The 26,468-nt window shown below is 59.4% G+C and carries 21 protein-coding genes; 11 read left to right on the top strand and 10 right to left on the bottom strand.

All coding sequences use genetic code 11. The annotated features are described in order from the left end of the window. Window positions 1–25: 25 nt before the first annotated feature. Window positions 26–1,420, bottom strand: a complete 1,395-nt coding sequence (gene fumC / locus ACP7AJ_RS00905) for a class II fumarate hydratase (RefSeq protein ID WP_426058304.1) — start codon at window positions 1,418–1,420, stop codon at window positions 26–28. A 161-nt stretch (window positions 1,421–1,581) separates the two neighbouring features. Between fumC and ACP7AJ_RS00900 the strand changes: the two genes are divergently transcribed. The 4 genes from ACP7AJ_RS00900 (at window position 1,582) to ACP7AJ_RS00885 (ending at window position 7,964) form a co-directional block, all read left to right on the top strand. Continuing rightward, window positions 1,582–1,758 (top strand): hypothetical protein, encoded by a 177-nt coding sequence (locus tag ACP7AJ_RS00900; protein WP_426058303.1) that lies wholly within the window; start codon window positions 1,582–1,584, stop codon window positions 1,756–1,758. Between the two features lie 331 nt (window positions 1,759–2,089). Beyond that, window positions 2,090–4,357 (top strand): transferrin receptor-like dimerization domain-containing protein, encoded by a 2,268-nt coding sequence (locus ACP7AJ_RS00895; RefSeq protein WP_426058302.1) that lies wholly within the window; start codon window positions 2,090–2,092, stop codon window positions 4,355–4,357. A 149-nt stretch (window positions 4,358–4,506) separates the two neighbouring features. Next, a complete protein-coding gene (locus ACP7AJ_RS00890; protein WP_426058301.1) occupies window positions 4,507–6,681 on the top strand; it encodes a S9 family peptidase in 2,175 nt (724 codons plus the stop codon). A gap of 197 nt (window positions 6,682–6,878) precedes the next feature. Then, complete coding sequence (locus ACP7AJ_RS00885) at window positions 6,879–7,964, top strand: proline iminopeptidase-family hydrolase (RefSeq protein ID WP_426058300.1); 1,086 nt, start codon at window positions 6,879–6,881, stop codon at window positions 7,962–7,964. 107 nt (window positions 7,965–8,071) lie between these two features. Here ACP7AJ_RS00885 and ACP7AJ_RS00880 read toward each other — a convergent pair whose 3' ends face one another. The 3 genes from ACP7AJ_RS00880 to ACP7AJ_RS00870 form a co-directional block, all read right to left on the bottom strand. Further along, window positions 8,072–9,241 (bottom strand): S8 family serine peptidase, encoded by a 1,170-nt coding sequence (locus ACP7AJ_RS00880; RefSeq protein ID WP_426058299.1) that lies wholly within the window; start codon window positions 9,239–9,241, stop codon window positions 8,072–8,074. 524 nt (window positions 9,242–9,765) lie between these two features. Beyond that, the gene (locus tag ACP7AJ_RS00875; protein WP_426058298.1) at window positions 9,766–10,917 is read right to left on the bottom strand and encodes an energy transducer TonB; all 1,152 of its coding nucleotides are present in this window, start codon (window positions 10,915–10,917) and stop codon (window positions 9,766–9,768) included. Next, on the bottom strand, window positions 10,904–11,593 hold the full coding sequence (locus ACP7AJ_RS00870; protein ID WP_426058297.1) for an RNA polymerase sigma factor: 690 nt from the start codon (window positions 11,591–11,593) through the stop codon (window positions 10,904–10,906). Before ACP7AJ_RS00870 ends, ACP7AJ_RS00875 begins: the two co-directional genes overlap by 14 nt. A gap of 105 nt (window positions 11,594–11,698) precedes the next feature. Here ACP7AJ_RS00870 and ACP7AJ_RS00865 point away from each other — a divergent pair, with 105 nt between their 5' ends. Further along, window positions 11,699–13,660 carry a YfbK domain-containing protein gene (locus tag ACP7AJ_RS00865; protein WP_426058296.1) on the top strand — a complete coding sequence of 654 codons (1,962 nt, stop codon included), beginning with the start codon at window positions 11,699–11,701 and terminating at the stop codon, window positions 13,658–13,660. A gap of 118 nt (window positions 13,661–13,778) precedes the next feature. Here the strand turns inward: ACP7AJ_RS00865 and ACP7AJ_RS00860 are convergent, their stop codons facing one another. The 3 genes from ACP7AJ_RS00860 to ACP7AJ_RS00850 form a co-directional block, all read right to left on the bottom strand. Then, window positions 13,779–14,840, bottom strand: coding sequence for a DUF6268 family outer membrane beta-barrel protein (locus ACP7AJ_RS00860; RefSeq protein ID WP_426058295.1), 1,062 nt, complete (start codon window positions 14,838–14,840; stop codon window positions 13,779–13,781). A gap of 109 nt (window positions 14,841–14,949) precedes the next feature. After that, window positions 14,950–15,405 carry a DUF2147 domain-containing protein gene (locus ACP7AJ_RS00855; RefSeq protein WP_426058294.1) on the bottom strand — a complete coding sequence of 152 codons (456 nt, stop codon included), beginning with the start codon at window positions 15,403–15,405 and terminating at the stop codon, window positions 14,950–14,952. Between the two features lie 727 nt (window positions 15,406–16,132). Then, window positions 16,133–16,951: a porin family protein gene (locus tag ACP7AJ_RS00850; RefSeq protein WP_426058293.1), complete on the bottom strand. Its 819-nt coding sequence runs from the start codon at window positions 16,949–16,951 to the stop codon at window positions 16,133–16,135. 299 nt (window positions 16,952–17,250) lie between these two features. On the opposite strand from ACP7AJ_RS00850, the gene ACP7AJ_RS00845 reads away from it, so the two are divergent. The 5 genes from ACP7AJ_RS00845 (at window position 17,251) to ACP7AJ_RS00825 (ending at window position 21,132) form a co-directional block, all read left to right on the top strand. Further along, window positions 17,251–17,514 carry an energy transducer TonB gene (locus ACP7AJ_RS00845; RefSeq protein WP_426058292.1) on the top strand — a complete coding sequence of 88 codons (264 nt, stop codon included), beginning with the start codon at window positions 17,251–17,253 and terminating at the stop codon, window positions 17,512–17,514. Window positions 17,515–17,709: 195 nt separating this feature from the next. Next, the gene (locus ACP7AJ_RS00840; protein ID WP_426058291.1) at window positions 17,710–18,747 is read left to right on the top strand and encodes a hypothetical protein; all 1,038 of its coding nucleotides are present in this window, start codon (window positions 17,710–17,712) and stop codon (window positions 18,745–18,747) included. Between the two features lie 205 nt (window positions 18,748–18,952). Further along, the gene (locus ACP7AJ_RS00835; protein ID WP_426058290.1) at window positions 18,953–19,438 is read left to right on the top strand and encodes a peptide deformylase; all 486 of its coding nucleotides are present in this window, start codon (window positions 18,953–18,955) and stop codon (window positions 19,436–19,438) included. 307 nt (window positions 19,439–19,745) lie between these two features. After that, window positions 19,746–20,939 (top strand): PQQ-dependent sugar dehydrogenase, encoded by a 1,194-nt coding sequence (locus ACP7AJ_RS00830; protein ID WP_426058289.1) that lies wholly within the window; start codon window positions 19,746–19,748, stop codon window positions 20,937–20,939. A 70-nt stretch (window positions 20,940–21,009) separates the two neighbouring features. Beyond that, a complete protein-coding gene (locus ACP7AJ_RS00825; protein WP_426058288.1) occupies window positions 21,010–21,132 on the top strand; it encodes a hypothetical protein in 123 nt (40 codons plus the stop codon). Window positions 21,133–21,227: 95 nt separating this feature from the next. On the opposite strand, the gene ACP7AJ_RS00820 is transcribed toward ACP7AJ_RS00825, so the two are convergent. Beyond that, window positions 21,228–21,710: a DinB family protein gene (locus ACP7AJ_RS00820; RefSeq protein ID WP_426058287.1), complete on the bottom strand. Its 483-nt coding sequence runs from the start codon at window positions 21,708–21,710 to the stop codon at window positions 21,228–21,230. A 239-nt stretch (window positions 21,711–21,949) separates the two neighbouring features. Continuing rightward, window positions 21,950–24,841, bottom strand: coding sequence for a DNA polymerase I (gene polA, locus ACP7AJ_RS00815; RefSeq protein ID WP_426058286.1), 2,892 nt, complete (start codon window positions 24,839–24,841; stop codon window positions 21,950–21,952). A 170-nt stretch (window positions 24,842–25,011) separates the two neighbouring features. On the opposite strand from polA, the gene ACP7AJ_RS00810 reads away from it, so the two are divergent. Beyond that, complete coding sequence (locus ACP7AJ_RS00810; protein ID WP_426058285.1) at window positions 25,012–25,626, top strand: hypothetical protein; 615 nt, start codon at window positions 25,012–25,014, stop codon at window positions 25,624–25,626. Here ACP7AJ_RS00810 and ACP7AJ_RS00805 read toward each other — a convergent pair. After that, window positions 25,623–26,339 carry a LytR/AlgR family response regulator transcription factor gene (locus ACP7AJ_RS00805; RefSeq protein WP_426058284.1) on the bottom strand — a complete coding sequence of 239 codons (717 nt, stop codon included), beginning with the start codon at window positions 26,337–26,339 and terminating at the stop codon, window positions 25,623–25,625. The two genes, ACP7AJ_RS00810 and ACP7AJ_RS00805, sit on opposite strands and share 4 nt — an antisense overlap. Window positions 26,340–26,468 lie beyond the last annotated feature (129 nt).

The raw sequence follows: 26,468 nt of genomic DNA, 5'->3' as shown, positions 1-26,468 counted from the left end.
GGGCGGCCTTAATAGGGCTGGTTATCTACCGCCCCACCATTTCCTCGGGCTTCAGCCACTCATCGAACTGCTCCTCGGTCACGTAGCCGAGTTGCAGGGCGGTTTCCTTCAGCGTCGAGCCGTTTTTGTGGGCCGTTTGAGCAATCTCGGCCGCCTTGTAGTAGCCGATGTGCGGGTTGAGGGCGGTCACCAACATCAGCGAAGAGTTCACGTGCTTGTCGATGTTGGCCTTGATGGGCTCGATGCCCACGGCACACTTGTCGGTGAAGCTCACGCACACATCGCCAATGAGGCGAGCCGAGTGCAGAAAGTTGTAAATCATCATCGGCTTGAACACGTTCAGCTCGAAGTGGCCCATGGAGCCACCGACGGTGATGGCCACGTCGTTGCCCATTACCTGAGCGGCCACCATGGTCATGGCTTCGGCCTGGGTGGGGTTCACCTTGCCGGGCATGATGCTGGAGCCGGGCTCGTTGTCGGGGATGTGGATTTCGCCAATGCCAGCGCGCGGGCCCGAGCTGAGCATGCGGATGTCGTTGGCGATTTTCATCAGGCTCACGGCCACCGTTTTCAGAGCGCCATGGGCTTCCACGATGGCGTCGTGCGCGGCCAGGGCCTCAAACTTGTTTTCAGCCGTCACGAAGGGCAGGTCGGTGAGCTCGGCAATGTGCTTGGCCACGTTCTTCGAGTAGTTGGGCGGGGTGTTGATGCCCGTGCCCACGGCCGTGCCGCCCAGGGCCAGCTCGCTCAGGTGCGCAAACGTGTTGTTGATGGCGCGCAGGCCGTGGTCGAGCTGCGACACGTAGCCCGAAAATTCCTGGCCAAGTGTGAGCGGTGTGGCGTCCATGAAGTGGGTGCGGCCAATTTTCACGATGTCCATGAACTCCTCCGATTTGGCTTTCAGCGCGTCGCGCAGCTTTTCGATGCCGGGGATGGTGGTTTCCTTCAGGATTTTGTAGGCCGCAATGTGCATGGCCGTCGGGAAGGTGTCGTTCGAGCTCTGGCTCTTGTTGACGTCGTCGTTGGGGGCCAGGGCCTTCTTTTCATCGGCGAGCTGGCCGCCCTGCAGCACGTGGCCGCGGTAGGCAATCACCTCGTTCATGTTCATGTTGCTCTGCGTGCCGGAGCCCGTTTGCCACACCACCAGCGGGAAGGAATCGGCCAGCTCCCCGGTCAGAATTTCGTCGCACACTTTGCCAATCAGCTCCGCCTTTTCGGCCGACAGCACGCCGGCGTCGCGGTTGGTGAAGGCGGCGGCTTTTTTCAGGTAAGCGAAGGCCGCGATGATTTCCTTGGGCATCTTGTTGATGTCCTGGGCAATGGGGAAATTTTCGATGGAACGCTGCGTTTGAGCGCCCCAGTACGCGGTAGCAGGCACCTGCACGGTGCCCATGGTGTCCTTTTCGGTGCGGAAATCCATGCTTGAGGTGAAGTGATGAAGTGAAAATGCTGTGGGCTCAGGAAGAGCCGGTCCGGCCGTGGCCGAAGGCAAAAGTACACCGGCCGGCCGGCCCGGAGCGGCACAACGCAGCCATTAGCCGCTCAAAGTCGTACACCAAGTCTATCCACATAGTTTGTTTTATGAATCAGCCCACTCCCAGCCCCGACCCGCAGAACGAGCCGCCCGTACCCGTGCAGGGCGATGGCACCCCCGATTATACCGATGTCGACATCAAGACAGAAAGTGACCTGCCCACGCCTACCAAGCCCGGCGGCAGCGCCACCGAGCCGGAGAGCGGCGGCGGGTACAGCGGATAGCCTGCGCAACCGCACCCATCGGGTGACCTCACCCTCGGCTCCCTCTCCCGCGGAGATGGGGAGCCTGGCGAAATTCAAAGTAACAGAAAGCCCTACTGCTCATTGCTGTGGGGTTTTCTGCTTTATTAGTATTGGCACCCTTGTGCCGTCGCTCCCCTCTCTTATGGAGAGGGGCCGGGGCCGTGCCCGGCAGGGGTGAGGTTCCCCAGGTGAGGTGCCTCACCTGACCAGAATTTAATTTCCAAACAACCCCCAGTTTCCGCTACCTTTCGCAGACTCAACTGGATGCAGGTTTTACCAGCCTCCCTCCTATTTACTGCAAGGACTACATATGCTGAAACGCTACTCTTTGCTGCTGGCCGCCGCGCTGCTGGCCAGCCACCTGGCCACCGCCCAAACCCCTACTGCCGAACCCAAGCCGCTGCTGGGGTTTGATATCCCCGGGGCCGCTACCCAATACGAGCTTGAAACCCGGTTCGACGCCCAACTGAAAACCGACAACCTGCGGGATTGGATGAAGCGCATGGCGTCCCACCCGCACCACGTGGGCTCGCCGCACGGCAAGGACAACGCCGAGTTCATGGCCGGGCTGTTCAAGTCCTGGGGCTACGATACACGCATCGATGTGTCGTACGTGCTGTTTCCCACGCCCAAGCTGCGGGTGCTGGAAATGGTGGCGCCCACGCAATTCAAGGCCAGCCTCACCGAAAAGTCACTGAGCGAGGACGCCACATCAGGCCTAACCGCCGAGCAGCTGCCTACCTACAACTGCTTCTCGAAGGATGGCGACGTCACGGCCGAGCTGGTGTTCGTGAACTACGGCGTTCCCCGCGATTACGAAGAATTAGAGCGCCGCGGCATCGACGTAAAAGGCAAAATCGTCATTGCCAAATATGGTGGTTCCTGGCGCGGCATCAAGCCCAAGGTGGCCGCCGAAAAAGGAGCCATTGGCTGCCTGATTTACTCTGACCCCAAGGATGACGGCTACTGGCAGGGCGACGTGTACCCCAAAGGCGCCTTCAAGCCCGAAAGCGGGGCCCAGCGCGGCTCCGTGCTCGACATGCCCACCTATCCCGGCGACCCACTCACGCCCGGCTACGGCTCCACTAAAAACGCCAAGCGCCTCGACTACAAAAAGGCCCCCACGCTGACGCAAATCCCGGTATTGCCCATTTCGTATGGCGATGCTCAGCCCCTGCTCGCCGCCCTGGCCGGCCTCATGGCCCCGGAGGCCTGGCGCGGCGCCCTGCCCATCCCCTACCACCTCGGCCCCGGCCCGGCCAAGGTTCACCTGCAGCTGGCTTTCAATTGGAAGACCGAGCCTGTTTACAACGTCATCGCCAGCATGAAAGGGAGCCTTTATCCCGACCAGTGGGTGATGCGCGGCAACCACCACGACGCCTGGGTGAACGGCGCCAGCGACCCACTCTCCGGACTGGTGGCGCTGATGGAAGAAGCCCGCGTCGCCGGCGAGCTCGTGAAATCCGGCTGGCGCCCTAAGCGCACGCTCATGTTTTGCGCCTGGGACGGCGAAGAGCCCGGCCTGCTGGGCTCCACCGAATGGGCCGAAACCAACGCCAAGCAGCTGCAAAAAAACGTGGTGGCCTACCTGAACACCGACAACAGCGAGCGTGGCTTCCTTTTCGCAGCCGGCTCGCACACGCTGGAAAAGTTCTTCAACCAAGTAGCCCGCGACGTGACGGACCCGCAGAAGAACATTTCCATCAGCGACCGCCGCCGGGCCTACGACCTGATAAACGGAAGCCCCGAAGCCCAGAAAGATGCCCGCGACCGCGCCGACCTCCGCATTGGCGCGCTGGGCGCCGGCTCGGACTACTCGCCCTACATTCAGCACCTGGGCATTCCGGCTATGAACGTGGGCTTTGGCGGCGAGGGAGAAGGCGGCGAGTACCATTCCATCTATGATTCCTTCGACCACTTCACCCGCTTCAAGGACCCCAATTTTGCCTACTGCAAGGTGCTGGCCCAAACCATGGGCCGCGCTGCCCTGCGTCTGGTCAATGCCGACGTGCTGCCCTTCGAGTTCCAGAATTTCTCCAACACCGTGGCCAAGTACGGCACCGAGGTGAAGCAGCTGGCCGACAACATGCGCACCGAAACCGAGAAGCAGACCCGCCTCCTGGCCGAAAAGCGCTACGAAGCCGTGGCCGACCCCACCGAAACCCTGCTTCCGCCCAAAGCCCGCGAAGCCGTGCCCTACCTCAACTTCTCGCCCCTCGACAACGCGTTGCTGAAGCTCGAGCAAAGCGCCCAGACCTACGCCTTGGTGCGCAAGGGGAATCCCAGCCTCACCGCCGCCCGCAAGAAAGAGCTTGACCAGCTGCTCCACCAAGCCGAACAGCAGCTTCTCAGCACCGAAGGCCTTCCCCGCCGCCCCTGGTACCGGCACCAGATTTACGCGCCCGGCTTCTACACCGGCTACGGTGTGAAGACTCTGCCCGGCATTCGCGAAGCCGTGGAAGAGCGCAAGTGGGCTGAGGCCGACGAGCAGATTAAGCGCACGGCGGCAGCCGTGGAGCGTTTTGCGGGACAGGTGAGTAGGGCGGCGGCCGTGGCTAGCCCGCCACCGACGCAGTAGCGCTAGTGGCTTCCTAAAGATTAGATTCGCCTGTCATGCTGACGAAGGAAGCATCTTATCACGCTACAACGATGCGTTCGGCGGGAGAAGATGCTTCCTTCGTCAGCATGACAGAATTACATAATTGAATCAAAAACAAACCGTTCTCCATGAAAACCATAGTCCTTGGCTTGCTCTGCTGCTTGGCGGCAAATTCCGCCAGCGCCCAGCAAGGCGCCGAGCCAATCAAAATCACCGATTTGTTGAAAATTAAGCAAGTCGGCGGCATCACTCTCACACGCGACGGCCGCAAAGCTGCCTTCACCGTTCTGGGCATTGAGCCCGATGAGAAGAACAAAGCCGACTACAAAAATGTGAGTCAGCTCTACCTCTTGGGCACGGAAGCCGGCTCCAAGCCACGGCAGCTCACTTCGGCCAGAGAGGGAGCTACGCAGCCCGCCTGGAGTCCGAACGGCCAGCAGCTGGCCTTTGTGCGGACGGTGGACGAGAAGCCCCAGGTGTTTGTGATGGCAGCCGATGGCGGCGAGGGGCGGCAACTCACCAAGTACAAGCACGGCGCCTCAAACCCCAAGTGGTCGCCCGATGGCAAGCAGGTGCTGTTTTCGTCGGCCATTCCGCTGCGCGAGCTGCTGAAAGATTCGCTGCTGAACGCCGCCAAGTCCCTGCCGCGCTGGCCTTTTGAAAAGCCCGGTTTCGATAAAAATGACCAGCTGGCTGCTACAACTGCCAAGCCCAACGCCGACGGCAGCCTGGCCGAAATCCGGGCTTACCTCGACAAAAACGAAGTCGATAAAAAAGCCAAGGTGCTCACCAAGCTCAACTTTCAGGATGAGCGAGACGTGACGGCTGAGCAGACGTTCTCGCAGTTTTTTCTGATTGACGCTGCCCTGCCCGATGCCAGACCGGTGGCCATCACCAACGGGTTCTACCGTTTTAATCAGGTCGACTTTACGCCGGATGGCAAACACCTGCTGCTCTCAGCCGACATTGACTCGCTGCAGCACCCCGACCGCTCGCTGGAAAACGAAATCTACCTGGCCGACCGCGACGGCCGCCGCCCGCGCCTACTGCTGGGCCAGGACAACACCATCTACACCAACCCCGAGATTTCGCCCTCCGGCAAATGGCTGGCCTTCCAGATGACGCCCACCAACGGCGTGAACGTGCCTGAGCTCGCCGTAATGCCGCTCAACGGTACCGCCAAGGACATCATCACTATTCCCTTCGACCGCAACAAGAGCAACCTGACTTGGAGCGACGACGAGAAGTACGTGTATTTCGTCGCCCAAAGCAACGGCGGTGCCCCGCTCTACCGCGCCAACATCAAGACCCGGAAAGTGGAAAAGCTCTCGGCAGCCGATACCGGTATTCTGAGCTTTGCTGTGGCCAAAAACAAGGTGGTATACGCCCAAACCGGCATCTCCAACCCCTCCGATTTGTTTGTGGCCGATGCCAGCCTGAAAAAGGCCCAGCGCGCCGGCGACTTCAACGACTGGGTGAAAACCCGCCGCCTCTCGCTTCCCGAGAAGCACACCTTCGTTAACGACAAAGGCCTCACGGTGGAATATTGGGTGATGAAACCAACTGGCTACCAGCCCGGCCGCAAGTACCCGGTGGTGCTCGAAATCCACGGCGGGCCCTCGGCCATGTGGGGCCCGGGCGAAGCCAGCATGTGGCACGAATTTCAGTACTACGCCGCCCAGGGCTACGGTGTGGTGTACAGCAACCCCCGTGGCTCGGGCGGCTACGGCCAGGACTTCCTGCGCGCCAACATCAAGGACTGGGGCACTGGCCCGAGCAGCGACGTGCTCACGGCCCTCGACAAAACCGTGGCCGAAGGCTGGGCCGACCCCGCCAAGCTCACCGTGACCGGCGGCTCCTACGCTGGTTACCTCGTGGCCTGGATTATCAGCCACGACCAGCGCTTCAAAGCCGCCTGCTCGCAACGCGGCGTGTATGACTTGGCGACCTTTTTTGGTGAAGGCAATGCCTGGCGCCTCGTGCCCAACTACTTCGGCGGCTACCCCTGGGAGCCCGAGGTGCGGGCCGTGCTCACTCGCGAGTCGCCCTTCACCTACGTGAACAATATCAACACGCCCTACATCCTCTTCCACGGCGAAAACGACCGCCGCACAGGCTTTGTGCAGAGCGAAATGATGTATCGCAGCCTCAAGGTGCTGGGCCGCCCGGTGGAGTACGTGCGCCACCCCGGCGGCACCCACGAACTCACCCGCTCCGGCGACAACCGCCAGCGCATCGACCAGATGCTGCGCACCTACGAGTTTTTTGAGCGCTACATCAACACCAAAGGCATAGTCAATTAACAGTTGGCAGCAAGAATAACAAAGCTATTCTTGCTGCCAAGGAGGCCGTCATGCTGAGCGCAGCCGAAGCATCTCGCTCGCATCGTTGAATCAATGGTCACCGCAGCGAACGAATGGGTTTGCTACCACACGCGAGATGCCTCGGCTGCGCTCAGCATGACGGCCTTTTATTTTTATATCACTCATTCTGCACGTCAATGAAAAATTTGTCCTGCCTATTTCTGACCACTACGCTGCTTGGAATGATGCTCACAGGTTGTAACAAGGCCGATAGTACAGCCGATACTACAGGTACTGCCGCCACTTCAGCGGTTCCTGCCACCTACTTCTCCCCCACCGAAACCGGCGTGCAGGATGGCGGCGTGCAAATTATTCCCATCACCACGCCCAAAGGCAAATTCAATATCTGGACCAAACGCTTCGGCAATAATCCTAAGGTGAAAGTGCTGCTGCTTAACGGCGGCCCCGGCGCCACGCACGAGTACTTCGAGTGCATGGAGAGCTTTCTGCCCAAGGAAGGCATCGAGTTTATTTACTACGACCAGCTCGGCTGCGGCCGCTCCGACGACCCCAAGGACACCGCCATGTGGAGCCTGCCGCGCTACGTGGAAGAAGTAGAGCAGGTGCGCCAAGCCCTGAACCTCGACAAGACCAACTTCTTCCTGCTCGGTCACTCTTGGGGCGGCATACTGGCGGCCGAGTATGCCTTCAAATACCAGCAAAACCTCAAGGGCCTCATCATTTCCAACATGATGATGAGTTGCCCCGACTACGGCCGCTACGCCCAAGAGGTGCTGGCCAAGCAAATGAAGCCCGAAGTACTGGCCGAAATCCGAAAGATTGAGGCCCGCAAAGACTTCGGCAACCCGCGCTACATGGAGCTGCTCATGCCGAATTTCTACGCCGAGCACGTCCTCCGCCTGCCCCTCGATAAGTGGCCCGAGCCCGTGAGCCGCGCAATGGCTAAAACCAACCAGTCGCTCTATGTCACCATGCAGGGCCCCAGCGAGTTTGGCATCGCCGGCAAACTGGCCAACTGGAACCGTGTCCCCGACCTGCCCAAGCTCACGGTGCCGGTCCTCTCCATCGGCGGCCAGCACGACACCATGGACCCCGAGCACATGCGCATGGTGGCCCAGAAGGTGAAGAACGGCAACGCCCTTATCTGCCCCAACGGCAGCCATATGAGCCTCTACGATGACCAACAAACGTATTTCACCGGCCTCATCAAATTCCTGAAGTCGGTGGACGACGGCTCGTTCCGCGGCGGCACGACGCTATAAAGAGTAGCAGTTGAGACGGTCAGGCAGAGCGCAGCGAACCGAAGGCCTATTACCCCACAAAAAAGGCAGCCCATTTGGGCTGCCTTTTTCTATTCAAGCACAGGCGCTTACAAATGTGCAATACGGTCGGCAACGCCGTCGGGGTCGTTCTTTACGCTGCCGCTAAGGGTGAAGGCCTTGCCGCGCAGCAAAAGAACGCCCGCCATGTGGGGCGTGGCCATAGAAGTGCCGCTGCTGGTGCTATAGCCGTCGTTAATCCAGGTGGAGTTAATGTATACGCCGGGCATGCAGTAGTCCACGGGCGGGTTGCCGAAGTTGGAGAACGAAGCCCAGTTGTCGTTGCTATCCATGGCCGAGACGGTGAAAATGTTGGCGCCGTTCACCCGAGCTGGGGAGTTGAGAGCCGCATTACCGCCGTTGTTGCCCGCTGCCAGGGCAAACAGAATACCTTTGTTTGAAGCATTTAGCACCGCGTCGTCGAGGGCTTGCGATGCGCCGCCGCCCAGGCTCATATTGGCCACATCGCCGTCCTTGGCCGTAGCGCCTACGTAGTCGATGCCGGCAATTACGCCTGAGGAGGTACCACTGCCGGCCGCGTCGAGCACGCGTACCGCTACCACGGTCGCATTGGCCGCTACGCCTACCACGCCGTAGGTATTGTTCTTAGCCGCGATGGTGCCGGCCACGTGCGTGCCGTGGCCGTGGCCGTCTTCAGCCGAGGTGCTGGAACTTAGGAACGAGCGGCTGCGGGCCACGTCCACGTTCAGGTCGGGGTGGTTGAGGTCAATGCCCGAGTCGATAACCCAGGCAGTTTTGCCAGTGCCATCGCCGTAGCCCACCCGGGTGATGCCGTAAGGCACGGTTTGGGTGCTGGTTGTGGGGACTGGCGCTGGTTCAGAAACTGGCTCTTTAGGAGATTTCACTGGTTTGCCCAGCGATATAATGCGGTCCGCTTCCACGTAGCTTACCTGCCCGTCTTTGGCAAGTGCGGCGGCTTCTTGTGGCGTCAGCTTGGCCGCAAAGCCTTTCAAAACATGGCCATAGGCAACGCCTACCGCTTCGGCACGCAGGCCGCGGCCGCGCAGCAAGCCCTGGGCAGCAGCTTTCACCTTCCTCACTTTGTCGTCGTAGGTGTCTGTCGGCGAGGTAGCTACGGCGGCCTCTTTCAACACCACAATGTATTGGCCAGGAATCGCATCATCGGCTCGCGAATCGGCGGCGGCAGGTGCTACATCAACCGAACTCGTCGGCGACACCGTTTCGCGGGAACAACCCATAAAGACAGAAGTGCTTGCCACTAGCGAGCCACTCAAGAGCCATGAAGCGAGGCGGATGTTCAAAAAGCGTTTTTGCATTACGTGAACTATAGGAAACTAAACAAATTAAAACGCAGCCTTGAAAAAGCAAGGCCCCCCAAAGCCGGTATGTATGCTCTGCTGAACCCAAAAATTTATATTCTACACCGGAAATATGCGGGTATGAAAAATCTGAGAGAAAGGAATAAGCTTGCTTTTCAAACCTAAGCAATAGCAGTGGTCGCGCAACTTGCAGGTTATTAGAATAATTCCTTTAGCTGGATAATGAAGATGATTTTGTCGAAGGTTATTATCGATAGTTATTAAAGTGCAATTACAAGCTGCCCAATCTTTCAGACTGATTGTGCTAATACATAGGAAATGTATTTTTAGAATTTTAGATAAAACAACTTTTGCCTTTAATGAAAGGCAGGTGGGAGGCATGTAAAAAAGCCACCCACGCTAAAGGCAATGGGTGGCATAGCGAGTGTAAATGCAGCTGCCGGCTAGAATGGCACCGTTACCTCTGCCGGTAGCGGAGAGCGCCGGCCGCCTGAAATGCCTGGTTGCCATGTCGGCCCCTCGCACACGATACGCAAGGCCTCAGCGTCATAGTCCTCGCGCAGGCCACGGGTCACTTTCAGATTGCTGAGCTTCCCATCGGCTTCCACCACGAAACTGACGCGAACGGTGCCTGGGATGCGCCGGGCGCCATTCTCTGGCTCAAACGCCGCCGCCTCGCGACGGATGTAATTGCGAAGTGCCGGCGAGCCCCCCACGGGCGCAGGCTTTATGCTGGGCGAGGCGAGCATGGGGGCAGCCGTCACCCAGGCAGCTTTGTCGGCAGTAGCGAGCAGCGAGGATTTAGCCATGGCCGCGCGGCCGGCCACCGCCTCTTGCCGGCCAGCGGAGAGGGTATCGGCAACTGTCGGTTTCTCGGACAGCGCGCTCTCTGAGGGCGCAGCCACTGGATGGGCCATGGTGGGTGGCGCCAAGGCTTCTTCCTGCACGGCCACCGCTTCCTGAGTTGTGACTTTATCGGCCAAGCTCTCCATATCTGCTATCACGACACGCTTGGGGCCATTTTTGCTGGTGGGCCTGCCTCGCCGTGCTGCTTGCTGGGCACCCAGGGGAGTAGACTTGGGTGGCGTAGTAACCGCATAATCAGATGCTGGCGGTTTCTGGGGGGGGCTTGAGGAAACTGCTTCTGGCGTGGTTGGCGGCGTGGGTGCTGTTTTGGTTAAGGGGGCGGGCTCCCTCGATGCCATTGGCTGCACTGCCTCGGTGCGGGCAGCGGTGCTGGCGTCGTCGCGGTGGTCCCAGGTCCAGACGCCGGTGGCTACTACCCCTAGCAAAGCCGCTGCCGCGGCCAGCCGCGGCCAGGCCCAGCGGGTGGCAACCGGCACCGGCTGGGGGACACCGATGCGCTCCTGCAGGCGAGTACGCAAAGCCGCCACGGACTGGTCGGTAGTGGCGGCGTCGCTCATGGAGAAGCCGTCCACCAAATCGGCGCACCGCTCGCAGTCTAGGGTGTGCGCCTCAATGCGGTGCTGCTGGGCAGGGGGCAGCGTGCCGGCCGCGTAGGCGCGCAGCTCCTCCGTGGCCGGGTGTGGGCCAGGAGCGGGCAGCGGAGCAAAAGGCGAGTCAGCGGGCGACATGAAGCGGGTTGTGGGTGGACGCGGGTGAAGGAGAACTTGAAGCGGCAGCCCTGGCGGGGGCTGGCGGCTCTAGCTGGCGGCGCAGCATGCGCTTGCCGTTTTGTAAGTGGCTACGCACCAGGTTCAGTTCCAGGCCGGTTTCGGAGGCGATGTCGCGGTAGCACTTCTTTTCGAGGTAAAATAATTCTAAGCACCTGCGCTGGGCTGCCGGAAGTTGAGCCAAGGCTGCCTCCATGCTTTGGAGGCGGGCTTCGGTAGCTTGGGCGTCCTGCGTGGCAGCATCTTCGTCTACCAGATGCCGGGCGCCGGCGGTTTCCACATCGGCGGCATCGGGAAAGGTGAGGATGAGCGGCCCAGCACTGGGGCCGGCGCGTTTGCGGGCGCGCAGCTGCATCAGGCAATGGTTGCGGGCGGTGGTATGCAGCCAGGCAGGGAAGTTGTCAGGCGCGTGGGTGCGCAGGGCCTTCACCAAGTGCTCAAATAGCTGCATCACGGCATCTTGGGCGTCTTCGTCGGGCGGGGCGAGGTAGCGTCGGCACACGGCAAATGCCTCGGGCAGGTAGCGGTCGTAGAGCAGGCCCAGGTCCGTCACCTCGCCGTGCAGACGGTAGCGGGCCAGCAACTCCTGGTCGGAGAGCGGCGCGGCAGCAGCGGGCGAAGAGCGACGGAAGAACATGGGGGAGGGAAGATAGCGCCGCCGCTAATTTTTTTCGCTCGCCGATGTGCAATCGGTGGCCGGGTCGCATCAGCTAGCCATAGTTCATCACCAAACCCTGCTGCCATGAAAACCCTCTTGCTTCCGGCGCTGCTCGCGCTGCTGGTTTCGGCCCAAACCGCTTCGGCCCAAACACCCCAATCTGCCTCCGCGGCCCAGGACACCTTGCGTAACCGTATGGTGCGTGGCACGGTGCGGGATAAAGCCACCGGCCAACTCCTGCCCGGCGTAACGGTGCTGGTGAAGGGCACCACCAACGGCGTTTCCACCGATGTAAAGGGCACTTATGCGCTGACGGTACCGCTGGCGACGCAGGCTACGTTGGTGTTTTCCAGTGTGGGGTATGTGACGGCAGAGCGGCCGGTAAACCAAGCGCGCGTGGTGGATGTGGCCCTGGCACAAGACGCCCGACAGCTAAATGAAGTAGTGGTGACGGGCTATAATGTGCGCGGCGCGGCTCAGGTAATTACTGGTAGCGTAAGCGCGCTAGCCGGCAAGGTGGCAGGAGTCAGGATAACTGACAAAAGCAGGCGTAATGGCCGCCCCTCACCCAGCCTGTCTTACCCTGCGCGCGAAGAAGCCGGGGCCGGAGATACCTACGCTGCAATCAAAGAGAACACCTTTTTTGATGTGAAGAAAGCTCCACTCAGCACCTTCTCGCTCGATGTGGATAATGCCAGCTACGCCAACGTGCGGCGCTTCCTGAACGAAGGCCAGCTGCCCCCACGCGATGCCGTGCGGGTAGAAGAAATGCTGAACTACTTCCGCTACGACTACACCGCGCCGGCTGCCGCCTCGCCCGACCCTGTGCGCATCAGCACCGAGCTGGCGGTGTGCCCCTGGAACACCGCCCACCAGCTGGTCCGCATCGGCATTCAGGCCAAGAAAATAGAAACTGCCAAGCTGCCGCCCGCCAACCTGGTTTTTTTGGTCGACGTGTCGGGCTCCATGTACGGCCCCGACCGCCTGCCCCTCGTTCAAGCCGGCCTGAAGCTGCTGGTGAAGCAGCTACGGCCCCAAGACCGGGTGGCGCTGGTGGTCTATGCCGGAGCCGCAGGGCTGGTGCTGCCGCCCACGCCCGGCTCGCAGCCTCAGGTTATCCTCGACGCCATTGACCGCCTGCAGGCCGGGGGCTCCACCGCGGGCAGCGCGGGCCTGCGCTTGGCTTACGCCACCGCCAAGCAGTACTTCAACAAAGAAGGCAACAACCGCGTCATCCTCGCTACCGATGGCGATTTCAACGTGGGCGAAAGCAGCGACCGGGCCATGGAGCAACTCATCGTAGAGCAGCGCGAAAGCGGTGTGTTTCTCACGGTGCTCGGCTGCGGCCGCGGCAATCTGCGCGACTCCCGAATGGAGGCCCTGGCCGACAAGGGCAACGGCAATTACGCCTACCTCGACAACCTCGACGAAGCCGCCCGGGTGTTGGTGGCGCAGTTTGGCGGCACGCTCTTCACGGTGGCCAAAGACGTGAAGCTGCAAATCGAGTTCAACCCCGCCCGCGTGGCCAACTACCGCCTCGTGGGCTACGAAAACCGAATGCTGGAAGCCGAGGATTTTAACAACGACCGCAAAGACGCCGGCGAGCTCGGCGCCGGCCACACCGTGACGGCGCTCTATGAAATTGTGCCCGTGGGCAGCTCCCAGCCCTTGGTCGACAAGCTGAAGTACCAGACTGAAAGCGCCACGTCCACAGCCGGGCAGCTCTCTACCGCGGAGGTGCTGACCGTGAAGCTGCGCTACAAACAGCCACAAGGCCTCAGCAGCAAGCTACTTACCCAGTCCCTCACCGGTGCGCCGGCTGCCATTGCCACCGCATCGCCTGACTTCCGCTTTGCCGCTGCCGTAGCGCAGTTCGGGATGCTGCTGCGCCAGAGCACCCAATGCGGCACCGCCACCTGGGCCACCACCGAGGAGCTGGCCAACAGTGCCCGCGGCACCAATGCCGACGGCTACCGCGCCGAGCTGGTGCGCCTCGTGCGCCTGGCCGAAGGCCTCAGCAGCAGCAAAACCGTCGGAAAGCGGTAGCAAGGCATCCGCCAAAGAATATTGTCTGAGCAATTACTCATGTTTTGGCTATGACAGCCAAAAAAAGGCCCCGCTGTTTCCACGGCGGGGTCTTTTTGATTCTTCAAAATGGGGTAAACTACGGGCTAACCAAGTTCAGGCTGAGGTTGAAATACAGCGGGTTGGTGAGCGTGTTCTTGAACAGCTCCGGCTCCGAGCCCAGCGGACTGGAGCGTTCGCCGGTTACGTTTTGGTTGCGGAAAGCGTCGTTGCGGTAATTGTAGCGCAGGCCGGCCTGGGCCGACAGCCACACAAAGCCCGACAACTGGCGCTCGTAGGTGAAGCGGGGCTTCAGCTCGCCGCGGCGCAGGTACACTTCATCGGCGCCAACTTTGCCCAGGTAATAGGTGTTGCCTTCAAGCTCGTAGCCAAATTTCAGCAAGGAATTAGTGCCGAAGTTGCGGCGAATCTCGGCGCGGGCCGGGAAGATGACTTCGCAGCCCCACTGCGGCGAGAAGGTGCGATTGTAGAGCAACACTGGGATGTAGAGCAGCTGCCCGGCGCGGTACGTGCGGCTCAGGCCCAGGCCCCACTGTAGGTTGTCGTTGGGCTTCCAGCCGTAAATGCCGGTGCCGCTAAAGGTGAAGGCCTCACTCTGCACATCGCTGAAACTACGGTAGTTGCCGTTGGCGTCGAGGTTGAACTGCAGGATGAAGAAGTGCTTGTTGTCGAAGGGGTTGAAAACGGTGGTGTTGATGCCCGTGGTGCGCAGGCCATCCTTCAGCTTGTCGAAATACTGCGAACCTTCGGCGTTGGCTAGGTTCAGGCCGGTGTTCCAGTAAGTGAGGCCTACGTTGAAGATGAAGTCGTTGCGCGAAATAACCGGCGCGTTGAAGGCCAGGCGCATGCCCCGGGCCGAGTTGACGCGGGTTTCGGCCGACGTCGTGTTGGCTGGCAAGGGGCCGGATGAAGTCAGGTTGAAAGGAAGCTGGGCCTCATAGCCCACCGAAATCAGCTTGGTGGGGGTGAGGTAGAGCACCTTTTGGGTGTTGTAGTTGCCGCCACCCGTGCCGGCATCGCCAAACTCATCGAAGTTGTCGTCGCCGGCCGGAGCCGAAGTGCGGGTAGTGTCGGTGACCTGTGCCGCTGCGGGTGTCAGGGCCAGCAGGCAGGCAGCAAGTGCGTAGTAGCTATATTTCATGCAGCAGGTGGGATGGTATGGGGTGGGAAGATACAGCTAAAAAGCATTGTCCCGAGCCACTGCCCGTTGGGGGCAATAACTCGGGAGCTTGCTTAGCAGCACGCAGGAGCTACTTCTTCACCTGGCGCTTCCATACGTCGGTCCGTCCGAAGAGCGAGACGCCGATATAGCCACGCACTTCCAGCGTGTTGGGGTCAACCAAGGTCATTTCGCAGCTGTAGTCGTTGCCGTTCTTGGGGTCGTAGATTTTGCCGTTGTCCCATTTGTTGTCGCCGGCGTACTTAAAGTCCCGCATGTTCTCCAGGCCTTTGAGAGAAACTTTGCGCTTGCTCTCGTCTGGGTTGTTCACGTCGGTGCGGGGCGTGCCATCGGGGTTGTTAGGCACTTTCAGCCACACCAGGCGGCCAAAGTACTTATCACCCTTCTTGAATATCTGAATCATGCCGGTACCCTCACCGTTTTTCCATACCCCGAGCACGTCGTCGGGATTGGTAGCGGCCTGGGCCGAGAAGGCAGCCATTACTAGGCTAAGGAGCAGGACGAATCCTAGAAAACGTTTGGTCATGGTGGGATTTATATGAAAATGTGAAAAAGCAATTAAAAGCAAATGTATACAGCGAAGTGACCCAACCTAAGAAAAATTTCAGTTGAAAACCGATTTGTAATGCGCGACCGAACTGCTGTAGCGTTCAAGGTTCTAAAAAGTAGCCAGCTCTCGGGTACCAAGGCGCAGCGGCAGCCACAGTTTTGAGGGCCAATTACCCCTGCGGTTGGTTGGTAATAAGCTGTTTTGCAGGAATCGTACCAATTATGAGCCTCCGTGCCACAAGGTGATTTTGTGGACGATTTTAGCCTCTATACTATGGCGAATCGGTAATCTTTTTTCACACTGAAAAGAGACCTTTTGGTATCTGCCGCATCTGGGCAGCACCTGGTCTGTTCGGGCTTGTGAACAGGCTGGGTAGAGTTGTTTTCTCTCGCAGGTGGGGCAGTGTCAGGTCAAGAATGCGGCTGGAGCAAGCCGCTTCTCAAGTGCGCTGCTGAACGATTTGGGCTGTGATGATAAGATGCTTCGTGGCTCAGCATGACAGACGCGGGGCAGATGGAGCGAGCGAGATGCTTGGCTACGCCGACCTTCGGTTCGCTGCGCTCTGCATGACCGTTCTCCTAAAACCAGAAAGGCCCCGCCGTTGCAGCGGTGGGGCCTTTTCAATAAGCTATTTCGGATACTGACCCGAGCAATAAGTGAACTTAGATAATTGAAATAGGATGGCTGATAATCAGCAATGGGGTTAAAAGGAGTAGTTCAGGCCCACTTTCACCACGCGGTTCTGGGCGTCGAAACGGTTGCCGGAGTCGAGGGAGGAAAGGCCGTAGTCGTAGCCCGCGCTCAGGCCGAGGCCGCTTTCGAACTGGTAGCCCAGGCCACCCACGGCGGCGAAATCAATCTTGCGAAGCTGATTTGAGAGGTCAAAGTCCTGGCGGTAGGCGTTAAAGCCGAGGGCGCCAGCTTCCACGCGGGCCTTGCCGCTAACTAAGAACGAGGCCTGCGGACCGGCGTAGAGGTAGAAGCCAGGAGTCACGAAAACTTTGGCAAGCACCGGCACATCGATGTAGGCGAGGCGGGCCGTGCCGGTAAGCTGGGTGTTCAGGAAATCGAGGGCCGGTACGGGTACCCGGCCTCGCAGCACGGTGCCTTTTTCGGAATACGTGATGCCGGGCTCAATAGCAAAACTAGGGCCAAGGGGCAGCGTGGCGTAGAGGCCCGCATAGAAGCCCGGACGCATCTGCCGGCTGATGGAGCCTTCTGGAGCGTAGCTGGTCAGGTCGGTGAAGCTCTTCACGGCATCGCCCTGCACATCGGCCAGATTGAGGCCGCCGCGCAAGCCGAAGCGGACGCTGGAGTTGCCGCCAGTGCTGGCCGGAGCCGAGTACGATGGCTGCGTGCGAACAGGGGCGCGGCGCACCGGCGCGGAGTTAGGACGGGGCGACGGAGCGGCTTTGGGGTTGCCGTAAGCATCGCGGGCGCCCTGGGCCGACGCCGAACCGGCAAAAGCAGAAATAAAAAGGCAAGCCGCGGCCAGGCCGCCCGAAAGGCGTGAAATTTTCATGACCAAAAAGGTTGGAGGAGTGAATGAAGCCGGCCCGTGTGGCATCGGGCTCAGTGCCCGGCTACCGGCCGATGCAAGGCTGTATTACAAAACCGTGCCAAACCATTTGCCTGGGAAGCACTCGGAATTTACCTGGTCATAATTATCTCGACCAGCAGCTAAGAATCACTGCTTAGCAGGCTAGGGGCAACGACCAAAAGTTAAGTTGCGCTACAGGTTGCCTTGCGCCACCTCTACCTCCTGAGAAGCTTTGCACTTGTGTCGAAAACCTGCCCCAATTACCCGGTGGGGGTAGCAACATGCCCATCGCAGAATATATCCAGAGCAAGCTGGTTTATCCTGATGTAGCCTCCGCTAACCGAAAATCAGGCCGCGTATTTGCCTCTTTTTACGTCGATAGCGATGGCCGAATCCAACAAGGTAAAGTCGTGAAAGGGCTGGACCCGATATACGACGCGGCAGTGGTGGTGGCCGTGGAGAAATTGCCCCGTTTCACGCCCGGCACGCAGAACAATAAGCCAGTATCCGTCACCTTCACCGTGCCCGTCGAGTTTACGCGGTAAGTTCTTGCTGCAAAGAAAAGTGATGGCCTGCCCAGAGGTCGGGACTTCGGTCCCGGGTGCTCTGTAGCCTGCTGCTTAGAGAAACCGCCGAAAAGCTCCGCCATAGGCTTGGGCTTTTCTGCGTTTGACTCGACAGCAACCGGTCAAAATAGGTTAACTTGCGGGTAGTATTGGCCTTTCATTTAGCTTTATTCAGTGTTTTTTTCCCTCCTGCCCCGTCACGCTGTAGTGGCCGCTTCTTTGAGCTTGCTTGCCGCCGCTAGCCTGCCCGCTTGCCAAACCCGCCCCGTTGAAGGCGAAACCGCCAACGGCATCGCTGCCGATGGCTCTGGCGCTGCTGCTAAGCCTGCCGTTATCGACAGCGCCCAATTGCGGGCTCAGGTCGTACGTCGCGACTCGCTGCTGGCTGACTCCATCATGAAGAAAAGCGGGCAACTGCCGGGCGCCATCCTGCCTGGCAAGCGCATTGTGGCGTTTTACGGCAACATTCGCTCAAAGGGCATGGGCATTTTGGGCCGCGAGCCCAAGGAGCAGATGTTCCGCAAGTTTGAGAAGGTGCTGGCCGAGTGGCGCGCTGCCGACCCCAGCCGGGGCGTGCAGCCGGCCCTGCACAACGTTACCATCACGGCCCAGGGCACGCCCGGCAAAGACGGTAAGTGGCGCCTGATGAATTCCAAAGCCACCATTGAGGAGGTGCTTAGCTGGGCCAAGGAGCACAACTGCATTCTGTTTCTGGACGTGCAGCCCGGTCACAGCACCCTGCAAACCGAACTGCCCAAGCTGGAGCAGTACCTCAAAGACCCCATCGTTCACCTCGGCATCGACCCTGAGTTTTCGCTTTCTACCATGCCCGGCGTGCGCCCCAATCAGCGCATCGGCACCCTCGACGCGAAGGACGTGAATTTCACGGTGAACTTCCTAGCTCGCATTGTGAGCGAGAACAAGCTGCCGCCCAAGGTGCTCACCGTGCACCGCTTCACGCGCAAGATGATTTCCAACTACAAAAACATCAAGCTCGACCCACGTGTGCAGATTGTGATGCACATGGATGGCCACGGCGACCCCACCCTGAAGAAGGATTCCTACCAGCACTACATCGTGAACGAGCCCGTGCAGTACACTGGGTTTAAGCTTTTTTACGAGTACGACGCTCGGCCTAAGCCCCACCACATCATGACGCCCCAGGAGGTCATCGCTCTCAACCCCGCACCGCTGTACATTCAGTACCAGTAAGCGCGGAAGGCTGTCATTGTGAGCAGAGCGAAGCAATTCGTTCTTGTCTCAGTGACTTGCTTTTAAAGTAATAAGCCTCGCCTCTAACTAGAGCCGGGGCTTTATTTATGTAATAAATGGTCTGTAAAATATTACCGGTAGTGAGGCGGGCGACACTTGCTGCGGGAGTTACTTTGAGTCTGCATGCACTTAATATCCCCTTTCGATGAAAACGTTAGCTGACATGGTACTGCTCGGTGACCCGCGCCTGTACGAAACCTGTGAAGCCGTGACCGAAGCAGACCTGCCCCAGCTCGCCGGCTGGGTGGCCGACTTACACAACGTGATGAGCGAGGTGCGGGCCAAGTACCACTTTGGGCGGGGCATTGCCGCGCCGCAGCTGGGCATCATGAAACGCTTGGTCTACCTCAACCTCGACAGGCCCATGGTGCTCCTCAACCCCGAGCTCACCGACCAAAGCGCGGAGATGTTTGAGCTGTGGGACGACTGCATGAGCTTCCCCAACCTGCTGGTACGTGTGCAGCGCCATTCGGCTGTGACGGTCCGGTACCGCGATGAGCACTGGCAGCCGCAGGTATGGCCGGTGCAGGACGCCCTGTCGGAACTGCTCCAGCACGAGTGCGACCACCTGGATGGCGTGCTCTGCACGATGCGCGCCATCGACCAACAGTCGTTCCGCTGGAAACCTTGAGGTGGCCAGCGCTGGTGCGTAAATGGTGTAGAGACTTGCCAACAGGAAACCCTCTGGAAACAAGAATGCCCGTCATGCTGAGCGCAGCCGAAGCATCTCGCGTGGAGTAGTAAAATTAAACGAATGGATTATTGCTACGGGCGAGATGATTCGGCTGCGCTCAGCATGACGGACATTCTTTATAATTTGGGGTAAGAGCAGGCTGATTCAGTGAAATCCGCAAGGGAATGAAAGAGCTTCGCTTTCTGCAGCGCGCAACCTCCAGGGGTAAATCGAAGTTGAACAAGCTCCACATTCCCCGTTCCTGATGCGCTTCCTTCAACCCCTCGCCGCGGTAGCAGCCTTGCTCGCCGCGTGCCCCGTCATTGCCCAAAACGTGCCGCCCGAGGCCACGCCGTTCAAAATGACGGGCAACATTTACCTGCCCAAAAAGCTGCCCGCCACCGATGCCCGCGTGGCCAGCCTGAAAGTGCCCGCCGGCTTCGCCATCACGAAGTATGCCGAGGGACTCGACAAGCCCCGCATGATGGCCGTGGCACCCAACGGCGACGTCTACGTCTCGAACCGCGTGGCCGGCACCATCACACTGGTGCGCGACGCCAACAAAGACGGCAAGGCCGAAGTGATGCGCCAAGTAGCGCAAAAGCCCAACCTACACGGAGTAGCCCTGAAGGATGACAAGCTATATATAAGCGCCATTCGGGAGGTGTACGTGGCCGACGTGCAGCCCGACGGCGGGCTGGGCGAGATCAAAGTGTTGTACAAAGACCTCGCCGATGCTGGCCAGCACGCCAACCGCACCCTCGCCTTCGGCCCCGATGGCCAACTCTATCTCTCCGTGGGCAGCACCTGTAACGCCTGCGATGAGGACAACCCCGAAAACGCCACCATGCTGCAAATCAAAACCGACGGCTCGGGGCGCAGCATCTTCGTTACGGGCTTGCGCAACACCATTGGCTTCGACTGGCACCCCACCACCGGCCAACTCTTCGGCATGGACCACGGCATTGATTGGCTCGGCGATGAAAGCCAGATGGAAGAACTCAACCAACTCAAGCAAGGCGCCAACTACGGCTGGCCCTCCATCATCGCCGACGGCAAGCCCTACCCCGCCAACAAGCCCAAGAGTGGCGAAACTTATGCCCAATTCGATGCCAAAGCTGTGCGTCCAGCCTTGCTCTACAAGGCCCACTCGGCCCCGTTGGCTCTTGTGTTTTACCGCGGCGCCCAGTTCCCAGCTACTTATAAAAACGATGCCTTCGTAACCATGCACGGCTCCTGGAACCGCGCCCAGCCCTCGGGCTACAAAATCGTGCGCGTGCACTTCGACGCCCAAGGCAAGCCCGAGAAATTCGAAGATTTTATTACCGGTTTTCTGGTGGAAAACGACAAGTCGCACTTCGGCCGGCCCTGTGCGCTAGTGCAAGCCACTGATGGTTCTTTGCTGATGACCGATGACGACAACGGCATCATCTACCGCATTGCCTACGCCAAGAAATAACGGTTGAGCTATGGTCGCCGACGGACGTCAGCCGTACACCGGCTTACTTTGCACCAATCAACCACTTATCATGGCCAACACGACGACCACGCCCCAGCACACCGACCCTGCTACCAAGAGCAAGGAAAAGAAAAACGAAGTGGAGGTGAAGGACAAGCCCTCGGGCAAGACCATCAAGACTCAAAAGAAATAGCTTCTCCAAAACACCAAAACACCAAAAGAGCCCGGAGCGTCTGACGTTCCGGGCTCTTTTGCGTTGTTCCCTTTTCAGTTATGAAGCAGCGCTGCTTATTTCCAAGCGTGAAGCAGGCGCCGCACCAGGATGATTTCGCCGGTGTGATAGGCGGCATGGTCGCCAATCAGCAGGGCTTCCCGCAAAATGGTTTGGCCGGTACCATGGGGCAGGGGCGCCAACAAGTTGGTGCCGGGGGCGTGCAGCAAATGAAGAAAGCGCTGCCGGTCCTGCCGAATGTGGTCTATGGTGTCCTGCCACTGGTCTTCATCGGCGGTGGTATCTGAGGAAGGCCAGTAGCCTTCCGGCCATTTGGGCGATTCGTGCTTGGGTTCGAGGCAGAATTCTACAATATCCCACTGCGCAATGCGCACGTGCTCAACCAACTGCCAGATAGTGTAGGGCACATCGGGCACATGCTGGTTCCAGATTTTTGGTGTCAGGTTAGCGCAGGCCTCCTCAAACGTGGCGTGGGCATTGCCCTTCGTGAGCAGGCTGGTTAGCTCGGCCACGAGGCCTTTTTGGTTGGGCCTATCCATTGGAGGTATGTTGCTTGTTATCATGAGTTTACTTCCAATCAGGTTGCTGTCCCCAGTCCGGGGTTTGAAAGATGCAAGGCATTCCGCGCTCCGGTAGATTGCAGCGTCCACCCTATCAACACGGGCTGAAAAACAACCGACCCATTTGCTTGGCATCGGTCTACCCGGCGGCGGATGTTAAGGAGGGGCCGAGCCACAATTCTATCCGGTTGTGCAAGACGTACTGTTCGTATAAGTTCTTAATGGGCTTGCAGCCAGTTGTTGCCGGTGCCCACTTCTACCTCAAGCGGCACGCCGCGCGGCAGCAGCAGTGCCTTGGTCATCAACTCCTTAATTTTGGGCGTGATGAACTCTACTTCTTCTTTCACGGCGTCGAACACCAATTCGTCGTGCACCTGCAGAATCATGCGGGTCTGGAGCTTTTCCTCGCGCAGCCAGTGGTAGATGTTAATCATGGCCATCTTGATGATGTCGGCGGCCGTGCCCTGGATGGGGGCGTTGATGGCGTTGCGTTCGGTGTAGCCGCGCAGCGTGGCGTTGCGCGAGTTAATGTCGCGCAGGTAGCGGCGGCGCTTGAGCAGCGTTTCAGCGTATTCCAGCTCCCGGGCCTTATTGATGCTCTCGTCCATGAATTGCTTCACCGAAGGGAATTCCTGAAAATAAGTCTCGATGATGTCGGTCGCTTCCTTGCGGCTGATGCCGATGCGCTGGGCCAGACCAAACGCCGAAATGCCGTAGATGATACCGAAATTGACCGTTTTGGCCTTGCGGCGCATCTCTGAGTCGACTTCTTCGATGGGCACTTTGAACACCTTGCTAGCGGTGCTGGCGTGCACGTCTATGCCCTGGCGAAAGGCTTCAATCATGGTTTGGTCGCCCGAGAAGTCGGCCATGATGCGCAGCTCCACCTGCGAGTAGTCGGCCGCGAGCAGAACGTGTTGGTCGTCGCGCGGCACGAAGGCTTTACGGATTTCCCGGCCCTTTTCCGTGCGGATGGGGATGTTCTGCAGGTTGGGGTTGGTGCTGCTGAGGCGGCCTGTGGCGGTCACGGCCTGGTTGAAGTTGGTATGCACGCGGCCATCGGCCTTGTTCACCAGCTGAGGTAGGGCCTCCACGTAGGTCGAGCGCAGCTTGGTGAGCTGGCGGTATTCCAAGATGAGCGCCACGATGGGGTTATCGGCGGCTAGGAGGCTCAGAATTTCCTCGCCGGTGGCGTACTGGCCGGTTTTGGTCTTCTTGATTTTCCCCTTGCCGATGTCCATTTTGTCGAACAGGACCTCGCCCAGCTGCTTGGGCGAACCGATGTTGAAGGGCCCACCGGACTCGGCAAAAATCTGCGTTTCCAGCTCCTGAATGTAGCCTTGCAGTTCGGCCGAATACTCGTTCATGGCGTTGGAGTCAATCCGCACGCCTTCGTACTCGATGCTGGAAAGCACCGGCACCAGCGGGTTTTCTACATCGTTCAGCAAGCCCAGCAGGCCGAGGTCTTTGAGCATGGGCTCGAACACGTGCTTGAGCTGCAGGGTCACGTCGGCGTCTTCGCAGGCGTAGTCCTTCACCTCGGCGGGCGGGATGTCGGCCATGGTTTTCTGCTTCTTGCCCTTGGGGCCGATAAGGTCGGTAATCGATACCGGCGAGTAGTGCAGGTAGGTTTCGGCCAGCACGTCCATGTTGTGGCGCATGTCGGGCTCGATGAGGTAGTGAGCCAGCATCGTGTCGAACAGCTTCCCGCTCACTTCCACCCCGTAGTGCCGCAGAATGGTGAGGTCGTACTTCACGTTCTGCCCAATTTTCAGAATGTGCTCGGCCTCAAAAAATGGGCAAAACTCGTCTACAATGGCCTGCACTGCCTCTGGGTCTTCCACCGGCACGGGCACGTAGTACGCCTCGCCCGGCAGCCAGCAGAAGCTCAGGCCCACGAGCCGCGCCGTCATGATGTCCAGTCCCGTGGTTTCGGTGTCAAAGCTGACTTCGGTTTGCTGCAGCAGGAAGCCTAGCAGCGACTGGCGCAGCTCCAGCGTGTCAATCAAATGGTACTGGTAGGGCACGTCTTCTAGGCGCTTGCGGGGCCCGCTGGGCGCGCCGTAGCTGCCGGTTTCGCCTTCCTCGGCCCCGGTGGCAATGGCTCCATCGCCAGGGTTGCCAAATAGGGAAGATTGGCCATCGGCTGCGGCTTTGGGCCGCCGAGCCCCGGTGGTGCCGGGCTTGGCCACGCTGGCGGGGGTGCGCGCCGGACCGCCCCCGAGCACGCGGGCCGCTAACTGCCGGAATTCCAGCTCGTCGAATAATTCGCGCAGCTTGGCTTCGTCGGGAGCATCCAGCACCAGCATGTTGGGCTCGAAGGGCAGGGGCACGTTCACGTGGATGGTGGCCAACTCCTTACTCATCAGGCCTTGCTCGGCAAAGTTGCGCACGTTCTCCTGCTGCTTGCCCTTGAGCTGGTCGGAGTTGGCAATGAGGTTTTCTACCGAGCCGTACTGCTTAATCAGGGTCTTCGCCGTCTTCTCACCAATGCCGGGGATGCCGGGAATGTTGTCGCTGGCGTCGCCCTGCAGGCCCAGGATATCAATTACCTGCTCCACGCGTTCAATCTCAAAGCGCGCCAGCACGTGGTCCACATCTAAAATTTCGGCCGCGTTGCCCATGAAGGCCGGGCGGTAAATCTTAATGTTCTTGGTAACTAGTTGGCAGTAGTCTTTGTCGGGCGTCATCATAAACACCTCGAAGCCTTCCTTCTCCGCGTTTTGCGCCAGCGTACCAATTACGTCGTCGGCCTCGTAGCCCGGCATCATCAGGATGGGGATGTGGAAGGCCTCAATGATTTTCTTGATGTATGGAATGGCAATGCCAATGTCTTCGGGCATGGCTTGGCGCTGGGCCTTGTACTCGGCAAACTGCTCGTGGCGAAACGTCTTTTTGGCCGCATCAAAGCACACACCAATGTGCGTAGGCTTCTCCTTTTGCAGCACCTCCACCAGCGTGTTGGTGAAGCCGAGCACGGCCCCGGTGTTCATGCCTTTGGAATTGACGCGCGGGTTTTTGCTGAACGCAAAGTGCGAGCGGTAAATCAGGGCAAAGGCGTCGAGCAGGAAAAGCTTCTTGGGAGCGGTGGGAGCAGCGGTATCGGTCATAGCAGGCGAAAGTACGGGTGGGCTATGGTACGGCAATAAGCGCCGCACAGTCGGGTCGGCGAAGTATTTTTCAACAGTTACGGTCGCTGACAGTTTCAGCATGCGGTGGCATCGCCGTTTCCGCTAATAAGAGGCGTTCCCCACCTGCCCCTTCTTGCGTACACCCGCCCATGCGCTACATTTCCCTCGACCTTGAAACCTCCGGGCCCAACCCCCAGCGCCACCAAGTGCTCGAACTGGCCGCCGTGGTGGAAGACACCCGCCACCTGCGGCCTCTTGCCGAGCTACCCGCATTTCGGCGCGTGGTGCGCCACCCCGAGTACGTGGGCACGGCCGGCGCGCTGGCCCTCAACGCCAGGCTGCTGGTGGAGCTGGCCGAAAAAAAGCCGAACCCCGAACTCTGCACGCCCGACGAGCTTCTGCCCCAGCTGCGCGAGTTTCTGCTGGCCCACGGCTTCCGGCCCAACCCCAAAGACTGCCTCAACGTGACCATGGCCGGCAAAAACGTGGCCTCCTACGACCTCGGCTTCCTCAAAGAGCTGCCCGGCTGGGGCACCCTAGTGCGCGCCGACCCCGCCATGCTCGACCCCGCTGCGTTCTACCTCAACTGGCACAAAGATTCGCGCCTGCCCAGCATGAGCATCTGCAAGGCCCGCGCCCAGTTCGACGACCACGAAGTAGCCCACGAAGCCCTCGCCGACGCCCTCGACGTGGTACGCCTGTTGCGGCCGTTCTACGAACTGCCCGTGTACAAGCAGCTCAACGAAAAGAGCGAAGGAGCTTAGATACGCTGTAGGCTCTTGTAGAACCCGTCCTGATACGACTTGCCGATGGGCACGAAGTGGCCGCCGCGCAGGTTGGCCATGTTGTCCTCAATCGACTCGATGTGCTGAGTATTCAGCAGGTAGCTGCGGTGCACCCGCATAAAATTGGGAAACGTGCTAAGCCGCGTTTCCAGGGCTTTCAGCGTGGTGTACACAATGTACTTCTGCTTGGCTGTGACGATGTTGACATAGTCCGACAGCGCTTCGACGTAGAGCACGTCGTCAAAATTGATGCGCACCATGCGGCTGTTCACCTTCACAAACAGGTCGGTGTTGGCTGGGCTCTCGGCCGCGGGCTGGGGCGCGGGGGCCGCCGCAATTTTACGCGACTGCACCCGCTGCACGGCCTGCGAGAAGCGAGCGAAGTCGAAGGGCTTTACTAGGTAGTCGGTAACCCGAAGCTCAAATGCATCGACGGCAAAGTCTTGACGCGAAGTAGTGATGATGACTTCGGGCGGGTCGGTGAGCACGCGCAGCAGTTCCAGCCCGTTCAGGTGGGGCATCTCGATATCGAGGAACAGCACATCGACCTTGTTGCCCTCGCGGAAAAAAGTGAGCCCGGCAATGCCATCAGCAAGCGAGGCTTCCAGCTTCAGGTGGGGCGCTAGCTCAATGTAGTGCTCGAGGGTAAGACGATTGATTTCATCGTCGTCGATGATAGCGCATGTTAGCATAGCAATGGCAGAAGCGAGTGTTAGGCACAAATATGGCGACGGTCAGGTTAAATCGCCCGCCGCTATAAATTAACCATTTGCTCTCCAAAAATTTACCGCAAGCCCGCGCCCTTCCCTTAGGCCGGCCAC

It is taken from the genome of Hymenobacter sp. B1770 (assembly GCF_049896385.1).
Classification (GTDB): Bacteria; Bacteroidota; Bacteroidia; order Cytophagales; family Hymenobacteraceae; genus Hymenobacter.
Note: the sequence above shows the minus strand (reverse complement) of the source record. Positions and strands in the feature narration are given on the sequence as shown.